Annotated in this window: 26 protein-coding genes; 19 read left to right on the top strand and 7 right to left on the bottom strand. The window is 62.2% G+C overall.

All coding sequences use genetic code 11. The features are described from left to right. The 4 genes from ACESMT_RS11710 to ruvA all read right to left on the bottom strand — a co-directional run. Positions 1–1124, bottom strand: a 1124-nt coding sequence (locus ACESMT_RS11710) for an ABC transporter permease (RefSeq protein ID WP_372826768.1), incomplete at its 3' end; no start/stop codon positions are given. A 6-nt stretch (positions 1125–1130) separates the two neighbouring features. Next, on the bottom strand, positions 1131–2420 hold the full coding sequence (locus tag ACESMT_RS11705) for an efflux RND transporter periplasmic adaptor subunit (protein ID WP_372826767.1): 1290 nt from the start codon (positions 2418–2420) through the stop codon (positions 1131–1133). 87 nt (positions 2421–2507) lie between these two features. After that, positions 2508–3572 (bottom strand): Holliday junction branch migration DNA helicase RuvB, encoded by a 1065-nt coding sequence (ruvB, locus tag ACESMT_RS11700; RefSeq protein WP_372826766.1) that lies wholly within the window; start codon positions 3570–3572, stop codon positions 2508–2510. Continuing rightward, on the bottom strand, positions 3569–4141 hold the full coding sequence (gene ruvA / locus ACESMT_RS11695; protein ID WP_372826765.1) for a Holliday junction branch migration protein RuvA: 573 nt from the start codon (positions 4139–4141) through the stop codon (positions 3569–3571). The genes ruvB and ruvA overlap by 4 nt, the downstream gene beginning before the upstream one ends. A gap of 84 nt (positions 4142–4225) precedes the next feature. On the opposite strand from ruvA, the gene ACESMT_RS11690 reads away from it, so the two are divergent. The 9 genes from ACESMT_RS11690 (at position 4226) to ubiA (ending at position 9677) form a co-directional block, all read left to right on the top strand. Then, a complete protein-coding gene (locus ACESMT_RS11690; RefSeq protein ID WP_372826764.1) occupies positions 4226–5239 on the top strand; it encodes a PhoH family protein in 1014 nt (337 codons plus the stop codon). Next, positions 5229–5684 carry an rRNA maturation RNase YbeY gene (ybeY, locus tag ACESMT_RS11685; RefSeq protein WP_372826763.1) on the top strand — a complete coding sequence of 152 codons (456 nt, stop codon included), beginning with the start codon at positions 5229–5231 and terminating at the stop codon, positions 5682–5684. Before ACESMT_RS11690 ends, ybeY begins: the two co-directional genes overlap by 11 nt. 147 nt (positions 5685–5831) lie before the next feature. Continuing rightward, the gene (locus ACESMT_RS11680) at positions 5832–6134 is read left to right on the top strand and encodes a hypothetical protein (RefSeq protein WP_372826762.1); all 303 of its coding nucleotides are present in this window, start codon (positions 5832–5834) and stop codon (positions 6132–6134) included. Further along, positions 6131–6415: a transposase gene (locus ACESMT_RS11675; RefSeq protein WP_372826761.1), complete on the top strand. Its 285-nt coding sequence runs from the start codon at positions 6131–6133 to the stop codon at positions 6413–6415. The genes ACESMT_RS11680 and ACESMT_RS11675 overlap by 4 nt, the downstream gene beginning before the upstream one ends. 6 nt (positions 6416–6421) lie before the next feature. Continuing rightward, on the top strand, positions 6422–6724 hold the full coding sequence (locus ACESMT_RS11670) for a transposase (RefSeq protein ID WP_372826760.1): 303 nt from the start codon (positions 6422–6424) through the stop codon (positions 6722–6724). 32 nt (positions 6725–6756) lie between these two features. After that, positions 6757–6930 carry a hypothetical protein gene (locus ACESMT_RS11665; protein WP_372826759.1) on the top strand — a complete coding sequence of 58 codons (174 nt, stop codon included), beginning with the start codon at positions 6757–6759 and terminating at the stop codon, positions 6928–6930. A gap of 122 nt (positions 6931–7052) precedes the next feature. Then, positions 7053–8036 (top strand): LysR substrate-binding domain-containing protein, encoded by a 984-nt coding sequence (locus ACESMT_RS11660; protein WP_372826758.1) that lies wholly within the window; start codon positions 7053–7055, stop codon positions 8034–8036. A 154-nt stretch (positions 8037–8190) separates the two neighbouring features. Next, complete coding sequence (locus tag ACESMT_RS11655) at positions 8191–8733, top strand: Dps family protein (protein WP_372826757.1); 543 nt, start codon at positions 8191–8193, stop codon at positions 8731–8733. A gap of 80 nt (positions 8734–8813) precedes the next feature. After that, positions 8814–9677 (top strand): 4-hydroxybenzoate octaprenyltransferase, encoded by an 864-nt coding sequence (ubiA, locus tag ACESMT_RS11650; protein WP_372826771.1) that lies wholly within the window; start codon positions 8814–8816, stop codon positions 9675–9677. Positions 9678–9760: 83 nt separating this feature from the next. Here the strand turns inward: ubiA and proC are convergent, their stop codons facing one another. The 3 genes from proC to ACESMT_RS11635 all read right to left on the bottom strand — a co-directional run bounded on the left by proC (position 9761) and on the right by ACESMT_RS11635 (position 12988). Continuing rightward, positions 9761–10615, bottom strand: a complete 855-nt coding sequence (gene proC, locus ACESMT_RS11645; protein WP_372826756.1) for a pyrroline-5-carboxylate reductase — start codon at positions 10613–10615, stop codon at positions 9761–9763. An 87-nt stretch (positions 10616–10702) separates the two neighbouring features. Beyond that, positions 10703–12196 (bottom strand): glycerol kinase GlpK, encoded by a 1494-nt coding sequence (glpK, locus tag ACESMT_RS11640; protein ID WP_372826755.1) that lies wholly within the window; start codon positions 12194–12196, stop codon positions 10703–10705. 24 nt (positions 12197–12220) lie between these two features. After that, entirely contained in the window at positions 12221–12988 is a 768-nt protein-coding gene (locus ACESMT_RS11635; protein WP_372826754.1) for a DeoR/GlpR family DNA-binding transcription regulator, read from the bottom strand. Positions 12989–13202: 214 nt separating this feature from the next. On the opposite strand from ACESMT_RS11635, the gene ACESMT_RS11630 reads away from it, so the two are divergent. The 10 genes from ACESMT_RS11630 to rplE form a co-directional block, all read left to right on the top strand. After that, positions 13203–14276 (top strand): ABC transporter ATP-binding protein, encoded by a 1074-nt coding sequence (locus ACESMT_RS11630; RefSeq protein ID WP_372826753.1) that lies wholly within the window; start codon positions 13203–13205, stop codon positions 14274–14276. 1 nt (position 14277) lies between these two features. Continuing rightward, entirely contained in the window at positions 14278–15354 is a 1077-nt protein-coding gene (locus ACESMT_RS11625) for an ABC transporter ATP-binding protein (RefSeq protein ID WP_372826752.1), read from the top strand. 82 nt (positions 15355–15436) lie between these two features. After that, on the top strand, positions 15437–16330 hold the full coding sequence (locus ACESMT_RS11620) for a carbohydrate ABC transporter permease (RefSeq protein ID WP_372826751.1): 894 nt from the start codon (positions 15437–15439) through the stop codon (positions 16328–16330). Then, positions 16323–17135, top strand: a complete 813-nt coding sequence (locus tag ACESMT_RS11615; RefSeq protein WP_372826750.1) for a carbohydrate ABC transporter permease — start codon at positions 16323–16325, stop codon at positions 17133–17135. The genes ACESMT_RS11620 and ACESMT_RS11615 overlap by 8 nt, the downstream gene beginning before the upstream one ends. 13 nt (positions 17136–17148) lie before the next feature. Next, positions 17149–17457, top strand: coding sequence for a DUF2160 domain-containing protein (locus ACESMT_RS11610; protein WP_372826749.1), 309 nt, complete (start codon positions 17149–17151; stop codon positions 17455–17457). A 193-nt stretch (positions 17458–17650) separates the two neighbouring features. Next, entirely contained in the window at positions 17651–19408 is a 1758-nt protein-coding gene (locus ACESMT_RS11605; RefSeq protein WP_372826770.1) for an ABC transporter substrate-binding protein, read from the top strand. A 182-nt stretch (positions 19409–19590) separates the two neighbouring features. Further along, positions 19591–21189, top strand: coding sequence for an FAD-dependent oxidoreductase (locus tag ACESMT_RS11600; protein WP_372826769.1), 1599 nt, complete (start codon positions 19591–19593; stop codon positions 21187–21189). Positions 21190–21517: 328 nt separating this feature from the next. Beyond that, positions 21518–21886 (top strand): 50S ribosomal protein L14, encoded by a 369-nt coding sequence (gene rplN / locus ACESMT_RS11595; RefSeq protein WP_007869247.1) that lies wholly within the window; start codon positions 21518–21520, stop codon positions 21884–21886. A gap of 9 nt (positions 21887–21895) precedes the next feature. Next, positions 21896–22216, top strand: a complete 321-nt coding sequence (gene rplX / locus ACESMT_RS11590) for a 50S ribosomal protein L24 (RefSeq protein ID WP_372826748.1) — start codon at positions 21896–21898, stop codon at positions 22214–22216. Between the two features lie 2 nt (positions 22217–22218). Further along, positions 22219–22512 (top strand): 50S ribosomal protein L5 (rplE, locus tag ACESMT_RS11585; protein ID WP_372826747.1); only part of this gene is annotated, 294 nt, incomplete at its 3' end.

Below are 22512 nucleotides of genomic sequence, written 5' to 3'. Positions count from 1 at the left end.
GCGGTGGCCAGCGGCAGGCTGATCACAAACAGCGGCAGCCCGTCGGAGCCGCGCACAAAGGTCGTGAACAGCCAGATCATGGCCACGGCCAGCACAATCCCGAGCGCCGAGCCGAGCGCGCCCACCACCGCGCCCTGCACCAGGAAAAGCCGCAGAATCTGCCCGCGTGTGGCACCCATGGCGCGCAGAATGCCGATCTCGCGGCGCTTTTGCACCACCGACACCACCAGCACGCTGGCAATACCCAGCACCACCACCACCAGCACCACACCGCGTATCAGCGAGGTGCTGACCGACTGGGCGTTGAGGGCGGACACCAGCTGCGCGTTGCTCTCTTGCCAGCTCTCGATCTTGTAGGGGAACTGCCGGCGCAGGTCGCCCGCCAGCGTTTGGGCCGCCCAGATGTCTTTCACGGTCAGGTCCAGGCTGGTGACCCCGCCGGGCAGGCCCAGCAGGTTTTGCGCGGCGCGCAGCGGTACGATGACGGTGCGGCGGTTCAGGTCCTTGATGCCGAGGTCCACCACCGCAGTCACGCGCACCGAATCACTGACCAGGTTGGTCTGCACCGTCAGGCGGTCACCGACGCGCAGGCCCAGATCAGTCGCCAGTTCGCGGCCCACGATGGCTTCGCCCGGCGCCAGCCGTGCGGTGCCGCTGATCACCTTGCCGCGCAGCCCGACCACGCGGTCGTAGCGGTCCAGGTCCACGCCCGTCAGCGCAATCGCCTGGGTGGCTTCGCCGCGCAGGGCCAGGCCGGCACCCGACACCATGGGTGACACGCCCGCGATGGCGGGCTGGGCTTCGAGCAGCGGCAACAGCGCCTGCCAGTTGGCCACCGAGCGCAGGCGCTGCGCACGTGGCTGGGTTTCGGTCAGCACGTTGCTGCCAGGCAGGGGCGGCCAGGCGGGCGTGACCACGTCGTCCAGCGAACGCAGCGTGATGTGCGCCTGCGACCCCAGGGTCTTGGTCAGGGTGCTTTGCTGCAGGCCGCTGATCAATGCGGAGATATAGGCAATGACCGCGACGCCGGCCGCCACACCGACGATGATGAGTACGGTCTGCATGCGTCCCTCGCGCAGAAAACGCAGCGCCACGCGCAGTTCAAAGCCAAGCCACGGGATCATGGAAATTCAGCGCCCCATGGCGTTGGTCAAGGCAGCGCCGCCCTCCGGCGTTGCCCCGCCCTTGGTGGCGACCGGCTGGCCGGGCTGCCAGGCCAAGGCTCGCACGCGCACCCGGGCGCCGGCCAGGACGCTGCTCCCCAGCAACACGGCATCACCTTCGGCCAGACCCTCCATCACCTCGGCCGCGTCCAGCGTGCGCAGGCCCAGCCGCACCTGTCGCTCCTGCGCGCGCCCCTCGCCGGCTACCAGCACCGTTCCCGACGTCGATGAGGCCTGCGTGCGCAGCGCACTGAGCGGCAGCACCAGCGCGCGCTCGCGCCGGCCGGTCTCGACCTCGACCGACAGGGTCATGTCTTCGCGCAGAAAGACCGGGGCCTGCTGCTCCAGCGCAAACTTGACTTCAATCGCGCCGCGCTGCGCATCGACGGCGGGGGCAATCGACAACACACGGGCGGCGAAACGCTGGTTGGCAAAAGCATCGGCGACCACGGCCGCCTTCTGGCCTGGCTGCAACTGGTCGAGGAAACGTTCGTCCACCTGCGCGCTGAGCTGCGTCGGGCCAGCCAGCGCCAGACTCATCAGGGCCTTGCCGGGCTGAACGATCTGCCCCGGCTCGACCTCGCGTGTCAGCACACGCGCATCGGTGGGTGCCAGCACGGCCGCTTGCGCCAGGCGCGCACGCGCAGCCGCTGTGGCGGCGCTGGCCAGAGCGAGCTGCGCCTGGGCCTGGGCCACATCGGTCCCGGCATCGGCATTGGCCTGGGCCTGTGCCCGGGCGCCGGCCTGCTGCGCCCGGGCCACTTCGACGGCGCGCCGGACTTCATCAAGCCGCGCTTCGCTGAGAAAACCCTGGGCCACCAGCTGCTGGGTACGTGCCAGCTCGGCCTCGGCCGCCTTCAGTGTTGAGTCGGCCTGCGTGAGGCCGGCCTGGGCGGTCGTCCGGCCGGTGCTGCGCAGGCCCGCCAGCCGCGCCTGCGCCTGGCGTTCGGACGCGAGAGCCTGGGTCACGGCGGCGCGCAGTTCATCGGTTTCCAGCTGGACCAGCACGTCGCCCTGGCGCACCTGCGCACCTTCGACTACCCGCACCTGGGCAACGCGCCCGGTCACGGTGCTGCCAACGTCAACGCGCGACAGGGTTGCCACGCGGGCAGAAAATTGCAGGGTGCGCAGCAAGGGCGCATAGCGCATTTCGACGACATCAACTTGTGGGCTGCGCAGGCTGATCCATCCCAAAACCGCCGCTGCAATCATGGCAATGATGATTGCAAGCCATATCCAGTGTCGTTTCATCGTCATCACTGTGACGCCGCATCGGCCCCGGCGTGTTGATTTACATCAACACAGCCGGATGGTCGTGACGACTGCAAAAAACGCTGGTTCATGTTATTCAAAAAGTTCTGCACTGGGCTTGGGTGGCGTTACGCCCAGGTGCCGGTACGCCGCCAGCGTCGCGATGCGGCCACGTGGCGTCCGCTGCAAATAACCTTGCTGGATCAGATAGGGTTCGATCACGTCTTCAATCGTGTCGCGCTCTTCGCCGATGCTGGCGGCGATGTTGTCGAGGCCGACCGGGCCGCCGTCAAAGCGGTGAATCACGCATTCAAGCAGCTTGCGGTCCATCACGTCGAAACCCTGCGGATCGACATCAAGCATGGCCAGCGCCTTGTTGGCAATGTCCAGGTCAATCTTGCCGCTGCCTTTGACATCGGCATAGTCGCGCACGCGGCGCAGCAGGCGGTTGGCGATGCGTGGTGTGCCACGCGAACGGCGGGCGATCTCGAAGCCGCCTTCTGCGTCGGTGGGCACATTCAGCAACCCGGCGCTGCGTTTGACGATGCGCGCCAGCTCTTCAGCGGTGTAAAACTCCAGCCGCGCGACGATGCCGAAGCGGTCGCGCAGCGGGTTGGTCAGCATGCCAGCGCGGGTGGTGGCTCCGACCAAGGTGAAGGGCTGCAAATCGAGCTTGATGCTGCGCGCCGCCGGGCCTTCGCCGATCATGATGTCGATCTGGTAGTCCTCCAGCGCAGGGTACAAAATTTCTTCAACGACCGGGCTCAGGCGGTGGATCTCGTCGATGAACAGCACATCGTTTTTCTCAAGGTTGGTCAGCAGCGCCGCCAGGTCTTTCGGTTTTTCCAGCACCGGGCCACTGGTCTGGCGCAGGTTCACGCCGAGCTCGTGCGCAATGATGTGGCTCAGCGTGGTTTTGCCCAGGCCGGGCGGGCCGAACAGCAGCACATGGTCCATCGCCTCGCTGCGCATGCGCGCCGCGCCGATAAAAATCTCCAGCTGCTCGCGCACCTTGGTTTGGCCAACATATTCGTCAAACAGCTTGGGCCGCAGCGCGCGTTCGATGGCTTCTTCGTTGGGCGAGGCGGGCGCGGCGGACATGACGCGCTTCACTGGCGGCACGCCGGACATGTCGAAGTCGTCGGTTTGAATGGTCATTTCGCCAAGGCCTTCAAAGCCAGCTTGATACCATCACTGACCCCAACATCTTTCGGCAAGGCCTTGAGCGCCAGTGCCGCATCGCGATCGCTGTAACCCAGCGCCACCAGCGCCTGAAGAATGTCGGACTGCGCATCATCGGCCACACTGACCGTGATACCCATGTCGGCGCCGAGCTTGCCCTTGAGTTCGAGCAATAAACGTTCAGCGGTTTTTTTGCCGATGCCAGGCACCTTGATGATGCGGCCGGCCTCCTGCTGGGTCACGGCCTGGGCCAGCTCATCGACGCTCATGCCGCTGAGAACACTGAGGGCGGTGCGCGGACCGACCCCGGAGATCTTGATCAGCTGGCGAAAAGCCGCGCGTTCGCTGGCGCTGCCGAAGCCGTAGAGAAGTTGCGCATCTTCCCGCACCACAAAATGCGTGAGCAGGCTGACTTTTTCGCCCAGCGCAGGCAGGTTGTAAAAGGTGCTCATGGGCACCAGCACCTCATACCCGACGCCGTTGCAGTCGACCAGCAGTTCCGGGGGGTTCTTTTCGGCCAGCAGGCCAGAGATGCGTCCAATCATGGGCAAATCTTATCAGCCGGGCGGTGGGTGAAAATTGGGTGGACAATCCCGCCAGAACCCCTTGTTTTCAGGAAACCCCGCGCCTTGATCCTCCGACACACCTTCGCACCGCCCAACAACACCCGCATGGGCCATTTGTGCGGCCCCCTGGACGCGCACATCCGCACCATCGAGGCGGCGCTGCAGGTGACGATTGCGCACCGCTTCGAGCAGTTCAAGATTGACGGGACCAAGGCCAAGGCCCAGCAGGCGCTGGAAGTGCTGCAGGCGCTGTATGAAATGGCGCAGCGGCCGATTCCCGAAGAAACCGTGCAGCTGATGCTGGCCGGCGACACGGCGCTGGGCAAGGCACCCGACGGCAGCATGGCGCTGTCCACCCGGCGCGCCGACTTGCGCGCCCGCACGACCAACCAGGGCATGTACCTGGACAACATCGCCACCCACGACATCACCTTCGGTATCGGCCCGGCCGGCACCGGCAAGACCTACCTGGCGGTGGCCTGCGCCGTCGATGCGCTGGAGCGCAGCGCGGTGCAGCGCATCGTGCTGACGCGCCCGGCGGTTGAAGCCGGCGAGCGCCTCGGTTTTTTGCCCGGCGACCTGAACCAAAAGGTGGACCCGTATTTGCGGCCGCTGTACGACGCGCTGCACGAACTCATGGGTTTCGAGCGCGTGCAAAAAGCCTTCGAGCGCCAGCAGATCGAGATCGCGCCGCTGGCCTTCATGCGCGGCCGCACGTTGAACCATGCGTTTGTGATCCTCGACGAGGCGCAAAACACCACGCCCGAACAGATGAAGATGTTTTTGACGCGCATCGGCTTTGGCGCCAAGGCGGTGATCACCGGCGACGTGAGCCAGGTCGATCTGCCGCGCACGCAGCTCAGTGGGCTGATCGACGCCGAACGCGTGCTCAAACGTGTCAAGGGTATTGCGATCACGCGCCTGACCAGCGCCGATGTGGTGCGGCATCCGCTGGTGGCGCGCATCGTCGATGCCTACGACGGCTACAAGCGTAAAACAACAGACACCGAGGATGCTATTGATCTGATAGCGCCTGTCGCTCGCCCCACAAGGACAAAAAGCCGAAATGGCTCTTAAAAAACTGAGCCTGTCGCTGCAGTTCGGCGCCATCAAGGACGCCAAACGGCATCGCGCGGTACTGCCGCGCCACAGCGTGGCGCGCTGGATACGCCATGCGCTGGACAGCGATGCCGAGCTGACAGTGCGCATCGTGGACGCAGAAGAAGGCCAGACGCTGAACCACAGCTACCGACAAAAAGACTACGCCACCAACGTCCTGACCTTCGACTACACGCAGGCGCCGCTGGTCACGGCCGACCTGGTGCTGTGCGCACCGGTGATCGCCAAAGAGGCGCGCGAGAACAAAAAGACGCTGCAAGCCCACTATGCCCACCTGCTGGTGCACGGCACCTTGCACGCGCAGGGCTGGGACCATGAGACCAGCCCGCAGGACGCGGAGGCGATGGAAGCGCGTGAGATCGAAATCCTGGCCAGTCTGGGGATCAGCAACCCCTATCGGTGAGTTTCATCCATCAAATCGGGCTTCGATGGTTTTTTCCTGCAAGCCGGGTCTCGCCCCGGCGGGCGACTTACTTTTCTTTGTTCCGCCAAGAAGGTGTGGAAGAAATAAATTGCGATATTGCTTTGCATTCAAAACAGAGGCGAAGTGATGGCAAAGACAGGACGGCCGCCCGCTATCTCTCAGGGCGAGCATGGCGCGCTGCGCGATGTGGTAGGCAGCCATCCACAGGCGACGCTGGCGGAGCTGGCGATCGCTTGGGGCGAGCACATGAGCCGTACAGCCCCCAGTACGGTGACGATACGCATTGCACTGCGAGTGGCTGGCTTGCAGCGCATGCGCCCGCCCACACAGCCACTGCGCGCCAAAGGCCAGCAACCCGGTACGCGGTATGGCTACGACGACCGACATTGGCCGACCAGGCAGCCGGCAGCGCCGTTGCAGGAGCGTTGAGCGATGCCGAGTGGGCCCTGGCGCAAGACCTGTTCGAGCCTGCGGCAGGTGCGCGCGGCAGGCCGGCCACTTACTCGCGGCGCAGTGTGGTCGATGCCTGCTGCTACGTGCTGCGCACGGGCTCTTCCTGGCGCAATCTGCCAACCCAGCTTTACCCACCTTGGCAGTCCGTGCAGAAGGCTTTCGTGCGTTGGGCACGGCAGGGAAAGTTCGAAGCCTTGCACGAGCGGCTGCGCCAGCAATGGCGGCTGCGTGTAGAGCGCATCGCCCAGCCCGGCTAGGCGGTCATGGACTCGCAATCGAATTGGGGCACCGCGCAAGGCGGCACGCTGGACTTCGATGCAGGCAAGAAAGTAAAAGGGCGCAAGCGACACCTGGTTGTCGATACCTTGGGGCTCCTGCTGGCGGTGGTGACCACCAGCGCAGCCGTGCAGGACAGAGAAGCGGCCCTTGGGGCACTGGCCCAAGCATGCCAGCGCACCGCTGGCTCGATCAAGGCCTTGTGGGCCGACAGTGCCTGCGCGGGGCAGTGCGCGCAAGACATCGAGCGCACGCATGGCGTGCAGGTACACCTCGTGCGCCACAGTTGACGGGCGCGCTGGGACGATGCGCAGCAGCCTTTGTGGAGCGACGGGCAGCCGCCCGTGAGGGCCAAGAACGTTGGGTGGTCGAGCGCACCCATGCATGGCTGGAGCGCCACCGTCGGCTCGTCATGCACCACGACCACAAACCCATCCATGCGATCGCCTGGGTCTGGCTCGCTCAGACTCGCGTGTTGCTGGCGCGCTTGCAATAACTTTCTTCCACACCCTCTTGGCGAAGCAAAGAAAAGTAAGTCGCCCGCCGGGGCGAGACCCGGCCTGGTGGTTAAGCCGCAAACGCTGGAAGCTCCAGCGCGAAAAGCCGCACAATAAGCCCATGACGCTGACCGAACTCAAATACATAGTTGCCGTAGCGAGAGAAAAACACTTCGGCAAGGGCGCCGAAGCCTGCCATGTGTCGCAGCCGACCCTGAGCGTGGCGATCAAGAAGCTGGAAGAAGAGCTGCAGGTCAAGTTGTTTGAGCGCAACGCCAACGAAATCACCGTGACCCCACTGGGCGAAGAAATCATCCGCCAGGCGCAGAGCGTGCTGGAGCAGGCCGACAGCATTCGTGAAATCGCCAAGCGCGGCAAGGACCCGCTGGCCGGTGCGCTGCGGCTGGGCGTGATCTACACCATAGGACCCTATTTGCTGCCGGACCTGGTGCGCCAGATGATTGCCCAGACGCCGCAAATGCCGCTGATGCTACAGGAAAACTTTACCGTCAAACTGCTGGAGCAACTGCGCACCGGCGAGATCGACTGCGCCATTCTGGCCGAGCCTTTTCCCGACACCAACCTGGCGATTGCACCACTGTATGACGAGCCCTTCATGGCGGCGGTGCCGAGCAATCATCCGCTGGCTGCGCGCAGCAACATTACCGCCGACGAGCTGAAAAAGGAGACCATGTTGCTGCTGGGCACCGGTCACTGTTTCCGCGACCATGTGCTGGAGGTCTGCCCGGAGTTCGCGCGTTTTTCCAGCAACGCCGAAGGCATACGCAAGAGTTTTGAAGGCTCATCGCTGGAGACCATCAAACACATGGTGGCGGCCGGCATGGGTGTGACGCTGGTGCCGCGACTGAGCGTGCCCAGGGAAGCCCTGCTGTTGCCGCTTCCTGAGAAAGTTGCTGCAAAAGCCAAAAGCCGGGAAGTTCCGGACTTGCCTTCCTACATCCGTTACCTGCCGTTTGAGGGCCATGTACCAACGCGACGGGTGGTTCTGGCCTGGCGCCGCAGCTTCACGCGGTATGAAGCGATCGCCGCGCTGCGCAATGCCGTTTATGCCTGCGAACTTCCCGGGGTAACGCGCTTGTCCTGAACCCATTCTGGCCCGCCTGCTGCTGGTTTCATGATGCGTGTCAAGGCGATGCAGTATGACTGTTGCCTTGGGCTTGCTGATTGCTGATTGCTTAGAGTAAAGCCCAAACGCATTCAATAAAGTTTCAAAATAGAGTTTCAACAAAGGACTGACGATGGCCAAAACCTCTCCCAAAACCTCTCCCAAAACCTCTCCCAAGGTTTCCCCCGGCCGCACCGGCGCACCACCGATCAACATCGGCATCGGCGAAAAAGACCGCGCCGCCATTGCCCAGGGCCTGAGCCGCCTGCTGGCAGACACCTATACGCTGTACCTGACCACCCACAACTTCCACTGGAATGTGACCGGGCCGATGTTCAATACCCTGCATTTGATGTTCATGACGCAGTACACCGAGCTGTGGACCGCAGTGGACCCGGTGGCTGAACGCATCCGCTCGCTGGGTCATCCGGCGCCGGGCTCCTACGCGCAGTTCAGCAAGCTGGCCTCCGTGCCTGACGCGCCTGCGACGCCGCCCAAGGCTCTTGAGATGGTGCGCATCCTGGTGCAAGGCCACGAAGCGGTAGCCCGCACGGCGCGCGGGCTGTTTGCCATCGCCGACAAGGCCGGCGACGAACCCACGGCCGACCTGTTGACCCAGCGCCTGACCGTGCACGAGCAGACCGCCTGGATGCTGCGTTCCCTACTCGAGGACTGAGCGACTTGAGCGCCGACGGCCGCAGCGCAGGGCCGCCCCAAGCAAGGCCAGCCCCCTCGGGGGGCAGCGTATTACACAAAGTGAAAAGCGTGGGGGCGCTCTACCTTGAACTGATACGCTGGGACCGCCCCGCTGGCTGGCTGCTGCTGCTGTGGCCCACGCTGTCGGCACTGTGGGTCGCGTCCCATGGCTTTCCCGGCTGGCACCTGATCGTGGTGTTCACGCTGGGCACCGTCCTGATGCGCAGCGCGGGCTGTTGCCTCAATGATGTGGCGGACCGGGACTTTGACCGCCACGTCAAACGCACCGCGCAGCGGCCGGTGACACGCGGTGCGGTGTCGGTCAGGCAAGCCCTGGTCCTCGGGGCCGTGCTGGCGCTGCTGGCCTTTGGCCTGGTGCTGACCACCAACACCGCCACCATCGCCTGGTCGTTTGCCGCGCTGGCGGTGGCCGTGGTTTATCCCTATGCCAAGCGTTTTGTGTCCATGCCGCAGGCGGTGCTGGGTGTGGCTTTCAGCTTTGGCATTCCCATGGCTTTTGCCGCCGTGCAGTCGCGGGTGCCGCCGCTGGCCTGGCTGTTGCTGCTGGGCAACCTGTTCTGGGTGATTGCTTACGACACCGAATACGCGATGGTGGACCGGGACGACGATTTGAAAATTGGTATGAAAACCTCGGCCATCACACTGGGGTGCTTTGATGTGGCCGGGGTGATGGTCAGCTACCTCCTCTATCTGTCCATCTGGGCCTTGGCCCTCATGGATATTGCGCAGCCAGCTATTTATTTGATAGCTATTGGCGTGGCTTTGGCGCAGGCGCTGTGGCACGGCTGGTTGATCCGCAAGCGCGAACGTGATGCCTGCTTCCAGGCTTTTCGCCTGAACCACTGGCTGGGTTTCACCGTGTTTTCCGGCATTGCGCTGTCGTATCTGCTGGTGGGCTTCTGACGCTGCGAGGCGTCAATTGCTATAAAAATAATAGCTGCTAACGCCCGTGAAACAAGGGCTAGAGCCCGTTTTTCCTGGAATTTTCAGGTGGCCCCGAACTCGTCGCCGAGTTCCGCCGCGCGCTGCCTGGCGGCGTGCATGGCGCGCATGAACTGTTTCTTGACGTCGTCCTGCTCCATCGATGACAGGGCCGCGTAGGTGGTGCCCCCCTTGGAGGTCACCCGGGCACGCAGGATTTCCGGTGGCTCGTCCGAGGCCCGTGCCAGTTCTGACGCACCGACAAAGGTGCCGACCGCCAGCGTGTGCGCCTGCTCACGGCTCAAGCCCATGTCCACGCCGGCCTGCACCATGGCTTCGATAAAGTAAAACACATAGGCCGGGCCCGACCCCGACAGGGCGGTCACCGCGTCCAGCTGCTTTTCGTCGTCCAGCCAGACGAAGTCGCCGGTGGTGCGGATGACGCGCTGCACAACAAGCCGCTCGTTGGCGCTTACGGCGGGTCGGGCGAACAAGGCCGTCACCCCTTTGCCAATCAGGGCCGGTGTATTGGGCATGGAGCGCACCACGCGCTCGGTGCCCAGCCAGTGCGCGATGCTGTCCGAGCGGATGCCGGCGGCCACGCTCAGGTGCAGGGCGGTTTTGGTGTGAAAGCGGGTGTTCAGGGCGGCGTCCTTGAAGGTTTGCGGCTTGACGGCCCACACCACCAGCGTGGCGCTGGCCAAGGCCTCGCCGGGTTTTTCGTGCACCTGCACGCCGGCAAATTGTTTGTCCAGCCGGGCACGTTGTTCGGCAAAGGGTTCCACCACCTGGATCCGGGTCGCAGCCAGGCCGCGTTTGATCAGGCCACCAATGATGGCGCTGGCCATGTTGCCGCCGCCTATGAAGGCAATCTGTTCCCGGCTGCCGTCTGACCCGTCTTTGTGAAGGGGAGTGCTCATGCTGTGTCGCTCGCTGGAGACGGGCGGCTTGGAAGCATCCGCCCGAACAGCGATTGTCGCTGAACGGGATGGGCCGGCTTACGCTCCTTACTCCAGCACGGTTTGCCGCACCGCGTGTTCCCACTGCGCCATCAGCCCGGCTGCGCGGTCCGCCCCCAGCGTGGGCAAGAACGTTCGCTCTGCGCGCCACATGGCCGATAGTTCGCTGGTGCTGGCATAAACGCCGCTGGACAGGCCGGCCAGGTAGGCCGCGCCCAACGCGGTGGTTTCGGTCACGGCAGGGCGCACCACCGGGATGCCCAGCAGGTCGGCCTGGAACTGCATCAGGAGGTTGTTGATGCAGGCGCCGCCGTCCACCCGGAGCTCGGCCACCGGCGCCGCGCCCGCCGCCACCGCGTCGCGGCTCATGGCCTGCAGCAGGGCGGCGCTCTGGTAGGCGATGCTTTCAAGGGCCGCGCGCGCAATGTGCGCCACCGTGGTGCCGCGTGTCAGGCCAGTGATGGTGCCGCGCGCCTCGGGTTTCCAGTAGGGCGCGCCCAGGCCGGTGAAGGCCGGCACCATCATGACGCCACCGGAGTCTGGCACGCTTTGTGCCAGCGCCTGCACTTCGCCGCTGCCCTGTATGGCGTGCAGGCCGTCGCGCAGCCATTGCACCACCGCGCCGCCGACAAACACGCTGCCTTCAAACGCAAACTCGGTCTGCGGCGTCACCTGTGCCGCGCTGGTCGTCAGCAGGCCGTTGTGCGAGGTCTGGAACTTGTTGCCGGTGTGCATCAGCAGGAAGCAGCCAGTGCCGTAGGTGTTTTTGGCCATGCCTTCCTTGAAGCAGGCCTGCCCGAAGAGGGCGCTTTGCTGGTCGCCCGCTACACCACCAATCGGGATGGCCGAGCCCAGCAGATCCGGCGACACATCGCCGTAATGCGTGCTGGACGGCAGGACCCGGGGCATCAGCGCCTCGGGGATGTCCAGCAGCGCCAGCAACTCGGTGTCCCAGCTGTTGGTGTGCACATTGAACAGCATGGTGCGTGCGGCGTTGGTCACGTCAGTGGCATGCAGCGTGCCGCCGGTGAGCTGCCACATCAGCCAGCTGTCAACGGTGCCAAAGGCGAGGTCACCGCGCGCGGCCTGGGCTCTGGCCTGCGGCACATTGTCGAGCAGCCACTTCAGCTTGGTGCCTGAAAAATAGGCATCGACCAGCAAGCCGGTTTTGGCCTGGATCAGCTCGGCCTTGCCGTCCTCACGCAGGCGGGCGCAGGTGGCTTCGGCGCGCCTGTCCTGCCAGACAATGGCGTGGTGGATGGGGAGGCCCGTCTTGCGGTTCCAGACGACGGTAGTTTCGCGCTGGTTGGTGATGCCCAGCGCGCGGATGTCGCCGGCCTTGAGCCCGGCTTTGGCCAGGGCCTCGCGCGCGGTGGCCAGCTGCGTGCGCCAGATTTCCATCGGGTCGTGCTCGACCCAGCCCGGGTTGGGGTAGATCTGCGGCAGCTCCTGCTGCGCCAGCGCCACGATGTGGCCCTGCGCATCAAACACGATGCTGCGTGAACTGGAGGTGCCCTGGTCCAGGGCGAGCAGGTAGGTCATGGCGGGTACCGGTGTTGGCGGGGTTCAGGAATGGGCCACATCGCAGCTTACCCCGGCTTCGGCCAGCAGCGCCGGGAAGGGCTCGGGCGGCGGCTGGTCGGTAAACAGCCGGTCGATCTGCGACAGCGTGGCGAGCTCCACCATGGCGGGGCGGTTGAACTTGCTGCTGTCTGCGGCCAGCCAGACTTCACGCGAATGCGCGATGATGGTTTGCGCCACCTTCACCTCGCGGTAGTCGAAATCGCGCAAGGAACCATCGGCTTCGATGCCCGAAATGCCGATCAGCGCGATATCGACGCGAAACTGCCGGATGAAGTCGCCAGCCGCTTCGCCGACGATGCCGCGGTCGCGCGCACGCACGACGCCGCCGGCGACGATCACCTCGCAGTTCGGGTTGCCACTCAGGATGGCCGCGACATTGAGGTTGTTGGTGATGACGCGCAGGCCCTTGTGGTGCATCAGCGCTCGGGCAATGGCTTCGGTGGTGGTGCCGATATTGAGGATCACCGAGCAGTTGTCAGGCACCGCCCTGGCCACGGCCAGCGCAATACGCGCCTTGCCATCGGCGTGGAGGCTTTCGCGCTGGCGGTGCGCGAGGTTTTCAATGGTTGAGCTCGGCGCCCGCACGCCGCCATGGAACCGCGTGAGCAGGCCCGCCTCCGACAGGCGCTGCACATCGCGGCGCACGGTTTGCAGGGTGACACCCAGCGTTTCGGCGAGTTGTTCGACCGTGACGGAACCGCGCTGGCGGACCACATCAAGAAGTTTGAGTTGCCGGGGATTGGAGTTCACGCGTGGTTCTGGTTCAGCCGATGGGGTTGATTCGGGGGGTGGTTCGACTGTATATCGAAACAAAAAGAACAAAATAAGGGAAAACAAGTATTCAAAACGCGTGAAAAGGAAGAAAAATAGAAAAAATCCGAAACAAGGCAGACTAAATCTTGCACGCTGGCCACCCATTTCCTGTCCTGGTTCCCTCGCGCGCCGCCGCACAGAAAGGCGCGTGATGCAGCTTTTACTCGACGGCATCAGTAAAAAAGTGGGACCTGAAACCTGGCTTTACAACATGAGCCTGACTCCGCGCACAGGCGAGGTGACCGTATTGCTGGGCGCCACGCAGGCCGGAAAGACCAGCCTGATGCGCATCATGGCCGGCCTCGATGTGCCCAGCACGGGGCATGTCCGCGTGGACGGCGCCAACGTGACGGGCATGCCGGTGCGCGAGCGCAATGTCGCCATGGTTTATCAGCAGTTCATCAATTACCCGTCACTCAAGGTTTTTGACAACATCGCTTCGCCGCTCAAGCTGCGACGGGAAAAAAACATAGACCAGCGCGTGCGCGAGATCGCCGGGCGCCTGCATATCGAGATGTTCCTGGACCGTTACCCGGCCGAGCTGTCGGGTGGCCAGCAACAGCGGGTGGCCCTGGCCCGCGCGCTGGCCAAGGGCGCGCCCCTGATGCTGCTAGATGAACCCCTGGTCAACCTGGACTACAAGTTGCGCGAGGAACTGCGCGAGGAACTCACGCAGTTGTTTGCAGCCGGTGATTCGACCGTCATTTACGCAACCACCGAGCCTGGCGAAGCCTTGCTGCTGGGCGGCTACACGGCCGTGCTGGACGGTGGTGAGCTGCTGCAATACGGGCCGACCGCCGAAGTCTTCCATACGCCAAAATCGCTGCGCGTCGCGCGCGCCTTCAGCGACCCGCCGATGAACCTGATCGACGCCGCAGTCAGCCCGCAGGGCGTGCAGTTGGTTGGCGGCCCCGATCTGGCGATTGCGCTGGCCCCGGGCGCGTCACCAGCGCTGACGGTGGGCGTGCGAGCCAGCGCCCTGCGCCAAACCCCGCGTGCCGGCGACATCGCCCTGGCCGGCAAGGTCGAGCTGGCAGAAATTTCAGGTTCCGACACCTTTGTGCATGTGAGCACGGCCGTGGGAGAACTCGTGGCGCAACTGACGGGCGTGCGTTACTTTGACCTCGGCGAAGCGATCACGCTGCACCTCCATCCCTCTCACGCCTATGTGTTTGATGCTGGCGGTGCCTTGCTGGTCGCGCCCCGGCGCCAGGGAGGGCATTGATATGGCCCGCATTGAGCTGGACCTGGCGCACGCTTACAAGGCCAATCCGCGCGTGGATGCCGACTACGCCTTGCTGCCGCTGCAGATGACGTTCGAGGACGGCGGCGCCTACGCGCTGCTGGGGCCATCGGGCTGCGGCAAGACGACCATGCTGAACCTGATTTCCGGCCTGCTGGCGCCGTCGCAAGGCACGGTGAAGTTCGACGGTCGCGACATGACCCATGCCACGCCGCAGGAGCGCAACATTGCGCAGGTGTTCCAGTTCCCGGTGATCTACGACACCATGACGGTGGCAGACAACCTGGCCTTCCCGCTGCGCAACCGAAAAATGCCGGAGGACCAGATTAAAAAGCGGGTCGGAGAAATCGCTGAAATGTTGGAGATGAGCGGCCAGCTGAATCAGCGCGCGGCCGGCCTGGCGGCAGACGCCAAGCAGAAAATATCGCTGGGTCGCGGACTGGTGCGCCCGGATGTGTCGGCGGTCTTGTTTGACGAGCCGCTGACGGTGATCGACCCGCACCTTAAATGGCAATTGCGCCGCAAGCTCAAGCAGATTCACCACGAACTCAAATTGACGCTGATCTACGTCACCCATGACCAGGTGGAGGCGCTCACTTTCGCTGATCAGGTGGTGGTGATGGCGCGCGGACGCGCCGTGCAAGTGGGCTCACCGGCTGACTTGTTCGAGCGGCCCAGCCATACCTTTGTCGGGCATTTCATCGGCTCGCCCGGCATGAACTTTCTGCCTGGCAGCGCCGACAAGGAAGGATTCCACCTGGCAGGCGCAACCCTGGCCCTGCCATCCGGGCGAGCCTTGCCTGCGGGCGACATCAAGCTCGGAATTCGCCCCGAGTATCTCGCTCTGGTTCCTGCTGGCACAGCTGGGGCACTGGCGGTGCAGGTGTCGCAGATTCAGGACGTAGGCACCCACGTCATGCTGAGTGCCAGCGTGGCGGGCCATGCGCTCAAAGCCCGCTTGTCGTCTGATGCCGCGCCACTGGCTGCGGGCGACACGGTCTGGCTGCAGGTGATGAACGAGCACACCTGTTTTTACAAAAACGAGGAGTTTGTGCAATGAGCGCAGCGCAGAACCGCTTCAAGCAAGCGAATGCCCCCCTGAGGGGCAGCGAGGGCACGCCAGTGCCGAGCGTGGGGGCTCCATGAGCACGACCACCAAGCCGGTGAACCAGAAAGCCTGGTTCCTGGTCCTGCCCGTGCTGATTTGCGTCGCGTTCTCGGCCATCTTGCCGCTGATGGTGGTGGTCAACTACTCGGTGCAGGACATCATCTCGCCCGATCGGCGGGTGTTTGTCGGTACCGAATGGTTTGCCGCCATCATGCGCGACGAAGAGCTGCACGGCGCCCTATGGCGACAACTGACTTTCTCGTTTGCCGTCCTGGCGCTGGAAATCCCGCTGGGCATCATGCTGGCTTTGTCCATGCCAGCTCAGGGCTGGAGGGCCTCGGTGGTGCTGGTCATTGTTTCCCTCTCCCTGCTGATTCCCTGGAATGTCGTGGGCACCATCTGGCAAATTTTCGGGCGCACCGACATTGGCCTGATGGGCGCGGCGCTGAAGAGCCTGGGGATTGAGTACAGCTACACCGGTAATGCAAGCCACGCCTGGCTCACGGTTTTGCTCATGGATGTCTGGCACTGGACGCCCTTGGTAGCCCTGCTCGGTTACGCCGGATTGCGCTCGATCCCGGACGCCTATTACCAGGCCGCAAGTATTGACGGAGCCAGCAAGCTTGCTGTGTTTTGGTATGTGCAGCTTCCTAAAATGCGTGGCGTGTTGATGATCGCGGTGCTGCTGCGCTTCATGGACAGTTTCATGATCTACACCGAACCCTTCGTGCTGACAGGCGGGGGGCCGGGCAACTCGACCACGTTCTTGTCGCAGTTTCTGACTCAAAAAGCGGTGGGGCAGTTTGATCTCGGGCCGGCAGCCGCTTTCTCGCTGATCTACTTTCTGATCATCCTGTTGCTGTGTTTTATCTTGTACAACTGGATGCAGCGCGTCGGCACCCAGCAAAAGGAGGGTGGCCATGAATAAGCCCCGGTTCCAGAAGCGCACGCTGTTCCTGCTCGCCTACATCGTTTTTGCCCTGCTGCCCATCTACTGGATGGTCAACATGTCGTTCAAGACCAACAACGAAATCGCTGCTGGCTTCTCCTTGTTTCCTGCGCATTTCACCTGGGCCAACTACAAAACCATCCTGACTGACCCGGCCTGGTACTCGGGTTATATCAACAGCCTGATCTATGTCGCCATCAACACGGTCATTTCCCTCGCCGTGGCCTTGCCTGCGGCCTATGCTTTTTCACGTTACAGATTTCTGGGCGACAAGCATGTTTTCTTCTGGTTGCTGACCAACCGCATGACGCCGCCTGCGGTGTTCTTGCTGCCTTTCTTCCAGCTGTACACCACTGTGGGCCTGATGGACACGCACCTCGCCGTGGCGCTGGCGCACCTCTTGTTCAATGTGCCATTGGCGGTCTGGATTCTGGAAGGATTCATGAGCGGTATTCCGCGCGAAATCGATGAAACGGCTTACATCGACGGCTACTCCTTCCCGCGCTTCTTTGTCACGATTTTTCTACCCCTGATCAAGGCGGGTGTCGGAGTTGCCGCTTTCTTCTGCTTCATGTTCAGTTGGGTTGAGTTGTTGCTCGCTCGAACCCTCACCAGTGTCAATGCCAAGCCGATTGCGGCCACGATGACGCGCACCATCTCTGCGTCGGGCATGGACTGGGCCACGCTGGCTGCCGCCGGTGTCCTGACGATTTTGCCGGGCGCGATCGTGATCTGGTTTGTTCGTAATTACATCGCGAAGGGTTTCGCGATGGGCCGTGTTTAAGGGGAACCTCTGTATGTTTGACTGGATGGCTTGGACCACGCCCGTGGCGGTCTTTTTCAGCAGTATTGGGCTGATGCTGGTGGGCATGACCGTTTGGGAGCTGAAGTCCCCGACCAGCCTGCGCCGGGGCTTTTTGCCACTGGATACGACGCGTGGTGACCGGCTGTTTATTGGCCTGTTGGCAGCCGCCTATGTGAACCTGATCTTTATCGGGATCAGCGGCAAGCTCGCCACCCTGTTGGGGCTGCAGGTCGACGTGTCCATATGGTTCAGTTTTATTGCGTCCATGTTGCTATTGGGGCTGATTCTCCAAAAAGGTTAGCGATACGAAGTTAGGAGACAGGCGCGCGGCAACCCTTCCCCGTCGACGCGCAGGAGAACAAGCGGGAAGCATATTAGGAGAAAAACATGACCTTTTACCCATCTGTCGCAGCTGCGGCTGCGATGCACACTTGGGGGGTAGCCCCATGAAACGCGCTATCTACACACTGTCTGCCATCGGCGCTGCTGTGCTGATGACAACTGCCTGCGGCAAGAAGGAAGAGCCTGTCGCCGCAGCGCCGCCAGCGGCTACTGCGCCCGCGCCCGCTGCAGCACCCGCCGCGGCGGTTACCGACGCTGCGAAAAAATGGATTGAAAACGAGTTCCAGCCTTCCACGCTGTCAAAAGACCAGCAGGCGACCGAGATGAAATGGTTCATTGATGCGGCGGCCAAGCTGAAGGCCAAGGGCGTCAGCGAAATTTCGGTGGTGTCCGAAACCATCGCCACCCATGAGTACGAATCCAAGACGCTGGCCAAGGCCTTCGAAGAAATCACTGGTATTAAAGTCAAGCATGACCTGATCGGTGAAGGCGACGTGGTGGAGAAACTACAAACCTCCATGCAGTCCGGCAAGTCGATTTATGACGGCTGGATCACCGACTCTGACCTCATCGGGACCCACTACCGTTACGGCAAGATCCTGAATCTCACCGACTACATGGCGGGAACCGGAAAAGAGTGGACCAACCCCGGCCTGGACCTGAAAGACTTCATCGGCACCAGTTTCACGACAGCGCCCGATGGCAAGCTCTACCAACTGCCTGACCAACAGTTCGCCAACTTGTACTGGTTCCGTGCTGACTTGTTTGAAAAGCCAGAGCTCAAAGCCAAATTCAAGGCCAAATACGGCTACGACCTGGGCGTACCATTAAATTGGAGCGCGTACGAAGATATCGCTGCCTTCTTTACCAACGATGTGAAGAACATTGATGGCAAGCCTATCTATGGTCACATGGATTACGGCAAGAAAGACCCATCCCTGGGCTGGCGCTTTACCGATGCATGGTTGTCCATGGCAGGTGCTGCAGACATCGGCATCCCCAACGGCAAGCCCGTAGATGAATGGGGCATTCGTGCATCCGCTGACGGCTGCACACCACAAGGTGCATCTGTTTCACGCGGTGGCGCGACCAACTCACCCGCGGCAGTCTATGCGCTCACCAAGTACATCGACTGGATGAAGAAGTATTCGCCCAAGGAGGCCATTGGCATGACCTTCGGCGAAGCCGGCCCTGTCCCCGCCCAGGGCCAGATTGCCCAGCAAATTTTTTGGTACACCGCGTTCACGGCTGACATGATCAAGCCAGGGTTGCCTGTGGTCAATGCGGACGGCACGCCGAAGTGGCGCATGGCTCCCGGCCCCAACGGGCCATACTGGAAGCAGGGCATGCAAAACGGCTACCAGGACGTGGGTTCATGGACCTTCTTCAAGGATCATGACGCCAACAAGGTGGCCGCAGCATGGCTGTACGCCCAGTTCGTGACCGCCAAGACGACATCCCTGAAGAAAACGCTCGTGGGCCTGACGCCAATCCGCGAATCGGACATCCAGTCCAAGGCCATGACCGACATGGCGCCCAAGCTTGGTGGTCTGGTGGAGTTCTATCGCAGCCCGGCCCGTGTAGCGTGGACGCCGACCGGCACCAACGTGCCCGACTACCCCAAGCTGGCGCAGCTGTGGTGGAAAAACGTTGCGGTGGCCGTGACTGGCGAGAAAACCCCGCAGCAGGCGATGGACAACCTGGCCGAAGAGATGGACGAGGTCATGGCCCGCCTCGAACGTGCTGGCATGGAAAAATGCCCACCCAAGCTCAATCCCAAGGTTGACCCGGCCAAGTACCTCAGCGACACCGGCGCGCCGTGGAAAAAACTGGCGAATGAAAAGCCCAAGGGCGAGACCATCAACTACGACAAGTTGCTGCAAGCCTGGAAGGACGGCAAGGTTCGCTAGTAGCCCGATAGCCTCCTGGGTTCTCGCTCTGCGAGCCGCGCGGCCCGCAGCGTGCTGAGGATGAAAAGTGCGTGTGGCGCCGTGGCGGGCCGCACGCACTTGGCAACAAAAAGACAAAAAGACAAAAAACGCGAAAGGCAAAACCTGTGCAAGGGTTTTCCCGGAGATCCACAATGGAGCCCATGACTTTTGAATCCCCGCTGTTGCCAACACGGCGCGCAGATCTGATCAACCGCCTCAGGGCGCCCCATACCTACGACATCGCGATCATTGGCGGTGGAGCCACCGGACTGGGTGTTGCGCTGGACGCCGCGGCGCGAGGATTTTCTGTCGTCCTTGTCGAGTCGCACGACTTTGCCAAAGGCACCTCGTCCCGCGCCACCAAACTGGTGCATGGTGGTGTCCGTTACCTTGCCCAAGGCAATATTTCCCTGGTTCGCGAAGCACTGCACGAACGCACACGCCTGCTGGCCAATGCGCCGCATTTGGCGCAACCCTTGCCTTTTGTGATGCCTTCTTACAAGTTCTGGGAGGCACCGTTTTATGGTGTGGGGCTCAAGATGTATGACGCCCTGGCTGGCAAAGCGGGTCTTGGTGCGACGCAGTTCTTGAATCGCGCGGAAACCTTGCAACTGCTGCCCACAGCCCATCAGGACGGGCTCAAGGGGGGCGTCAAATACTGGGATGGGCAGTTTGACGACGCACGTCTGGCCCTTGCCCTGGCGCGCAGCGCGGCGCGCGCTGGCGCGCTGCTGGTCAATTATTGCCCTGCCACCGGCCTTCTCCATGAAGGCGGCAAGCTGGTGGGTCTGCAGGCCACTGACAATGAAAGTGGGCAAACACTTGCGTTGCGTGCCAAATGTATTGTGAATGCGGCTGGCGTCTGGGTGGACCAATTGCGCCTGCTCGATGGCCAGGCCATTGGCCGCGAAACCAAGCCCATGGTCGCGCCCAGCCAAGGTGTGCATATCGTGGTGGACCGCTCATTCTTGCCGACCGATCATGCGCTACTGGTGCCGAAAACTGCCGACGGACGGGTGCTGTTTGCCGTGCCTTGGCTGGGCAAAACCATTCTCGGAACCACAGATACACCGCGCAACGACCTGGCGCGCGAACCGCTGGCATTCCGCGAAGAGGTCGATTTCATCCTGGGTGAGTCGGCACGGTATCTGAGCAAGGCGCCTGGGCCCGCAGATATCAAGAGCATCTGGGTAGGGCTTAGGCCTCTCGTCAAGCCGCCCGAAGATGACGGTGACAGCACGCAGGCGTTATCGCGCGAGCACACGGTATTGGTCAGCAAAAGCGGCCTGGTGACCGTAACTGGCGGCAAATGGACAACCTACCGTGCCATGGCCGAAGACGTGCTGGACAACTGCTTTGCTGCAGCCCTTCTCGCCAGGCGACCGGGCGGGGTGACGGCCGATCTCAAACTGGTCGGCGCCCAGCTACCGGCCCATGCCTTGCCCCACAAAATCAGCGATGCGCCCGGCTTGCACCTGTATGGAAGCGAAGCCGCGGAGGTGCAGGCCCTGCCTGGCGCTGAGCGGGTGTTAGGTGGCGGACTGACGGAAGCGATGGTGCGTTTTTCCGCGCGTTACGAGTACGCCAGGACGGTTGAGGATGTGCTGGCGCGCCGATCCCGCCTCCTTTTTCTGGATGCCTCGCTGGCAAAATCGCTGGCGGTTGCGGTGGCCGAGCTGCTGACAGAGGAAAACCAACGCGATCCCCAACTTGCAGAATTTCTGGCCCTCGCCGACCAATACCTGCTTTTACCCGGTTAGAAGACGCATGGAATTGACAGCGGGTGGCTACGCGACGCCATTTAATACGCTCCTGAATTAATAGCTGCTGGCGCTTGTAACTAAAGGGTTGGAGTCCTGTTTGGTCATAAATCCCGATTCGCGACGTATGTTGGTGAAGGATTTGCATGCGAAGATGTTGACAAGGCTTGCCAATTTGGTAATAATCATGGGCTTCGCTGTAAAAAGCTGAGAATTCTGCCTAACGGAAGCATCGCAAGTGGTTTGCAGTGTGGACGACGGGCCCAAGACTGACTGGCAAGTCTTCCTGCAAGGGAAAAGGCGCCGGTGCAAGTTGGGACTAATTTAAATGATTCAAACGCAATCCAAGCTCGATGTTGCTGACAACACGGGTGCCAAATCCGTGATGTGCATCAAGGTTCTGGGCGGCTCCAAGCGCCGGTACGCCAGCGTTGGTGACGTCATCAAGGTGAGTATCAAAGAAGCCGCTCCGCGTGGCCGCGTCAAAAAAGGCGAGGTTTACAGCGCCGTGGTCGTTCGTACTGCCAAGGGCATCCGCCGTGGTGATGGCTCGCTCGTCAAATTCGATGGCAATGCAGCTGTGCTGCTTAACGCCAAGCTGGAGCCTATCGGCACCCGCATCTTCGGACCGGTCACGCGCGAACTGCGCACCGAGAAGTTCATGAAGATCGTGTCCCTGGCTCCTGAAGTTCTGTAAGGACACGCCATGAACAAGATTCGCAAAGGCGACGAAATCATCGTGATCGCAGGCCGCGACAAAGGCAAGCGCGGCACGATAACACTCCGCAAAGACGACAGCTATGTGCTGGTTGAGGGCCTCAATCTGGTGAAAAAACACACCAAGCCAAATCCCCTTAAAGGCACCACCGGCGGCATTGTTGAAAAAAGCATGCCGATTCACCAGTCCAACGTGGCCATTTTCAATGCCGCAACGGGCAAGGCGGACCGTGTGGGCATCAAGCTTCTGACCGACGGCAAGAAGGTTCGCGTCTTCAAGTCCAGTGGCGACGAAATCAAGGTTGCATAAACATGGCTAAAACCGCACCTACCCAAGCTGCTCCTGCCCAGGCTCGCCTGCAGGCCCAGTACCGCGAGAAAATCGCGCCGTCACTGATTGAAAAATTCAGCTACAAGTCGCCGATGCAGGTTCCCCGCATCACCAAGATCACGCTCAATATGGGCGTGAGCGAGGCGGTTGCCGACAAAAAGGTCATGGACAACGCCGTTGGCGACATGACCAAGATCGCCGGCCAGAAGCCTGTTGTCACCAAGGCCAAGAAGGCTATCGCCGGTTTCAAGATCCGCGAAGACCTGCCCATCGGC

It is taken from the genome of Polaromonas sp. (assembly GCF_041689105.1).
Classification (GTDB): Bacteria; Pseudomonadota; Gammaproteobacteria; order Burkholderiales; family Burkholderiaceae_C; genus Polaromonas.
The sequence above is the reverse complement of the archived record's forward strand: the minus strand, read 5'-3'. Positions and strand labels throughout refer to the sequence as shown.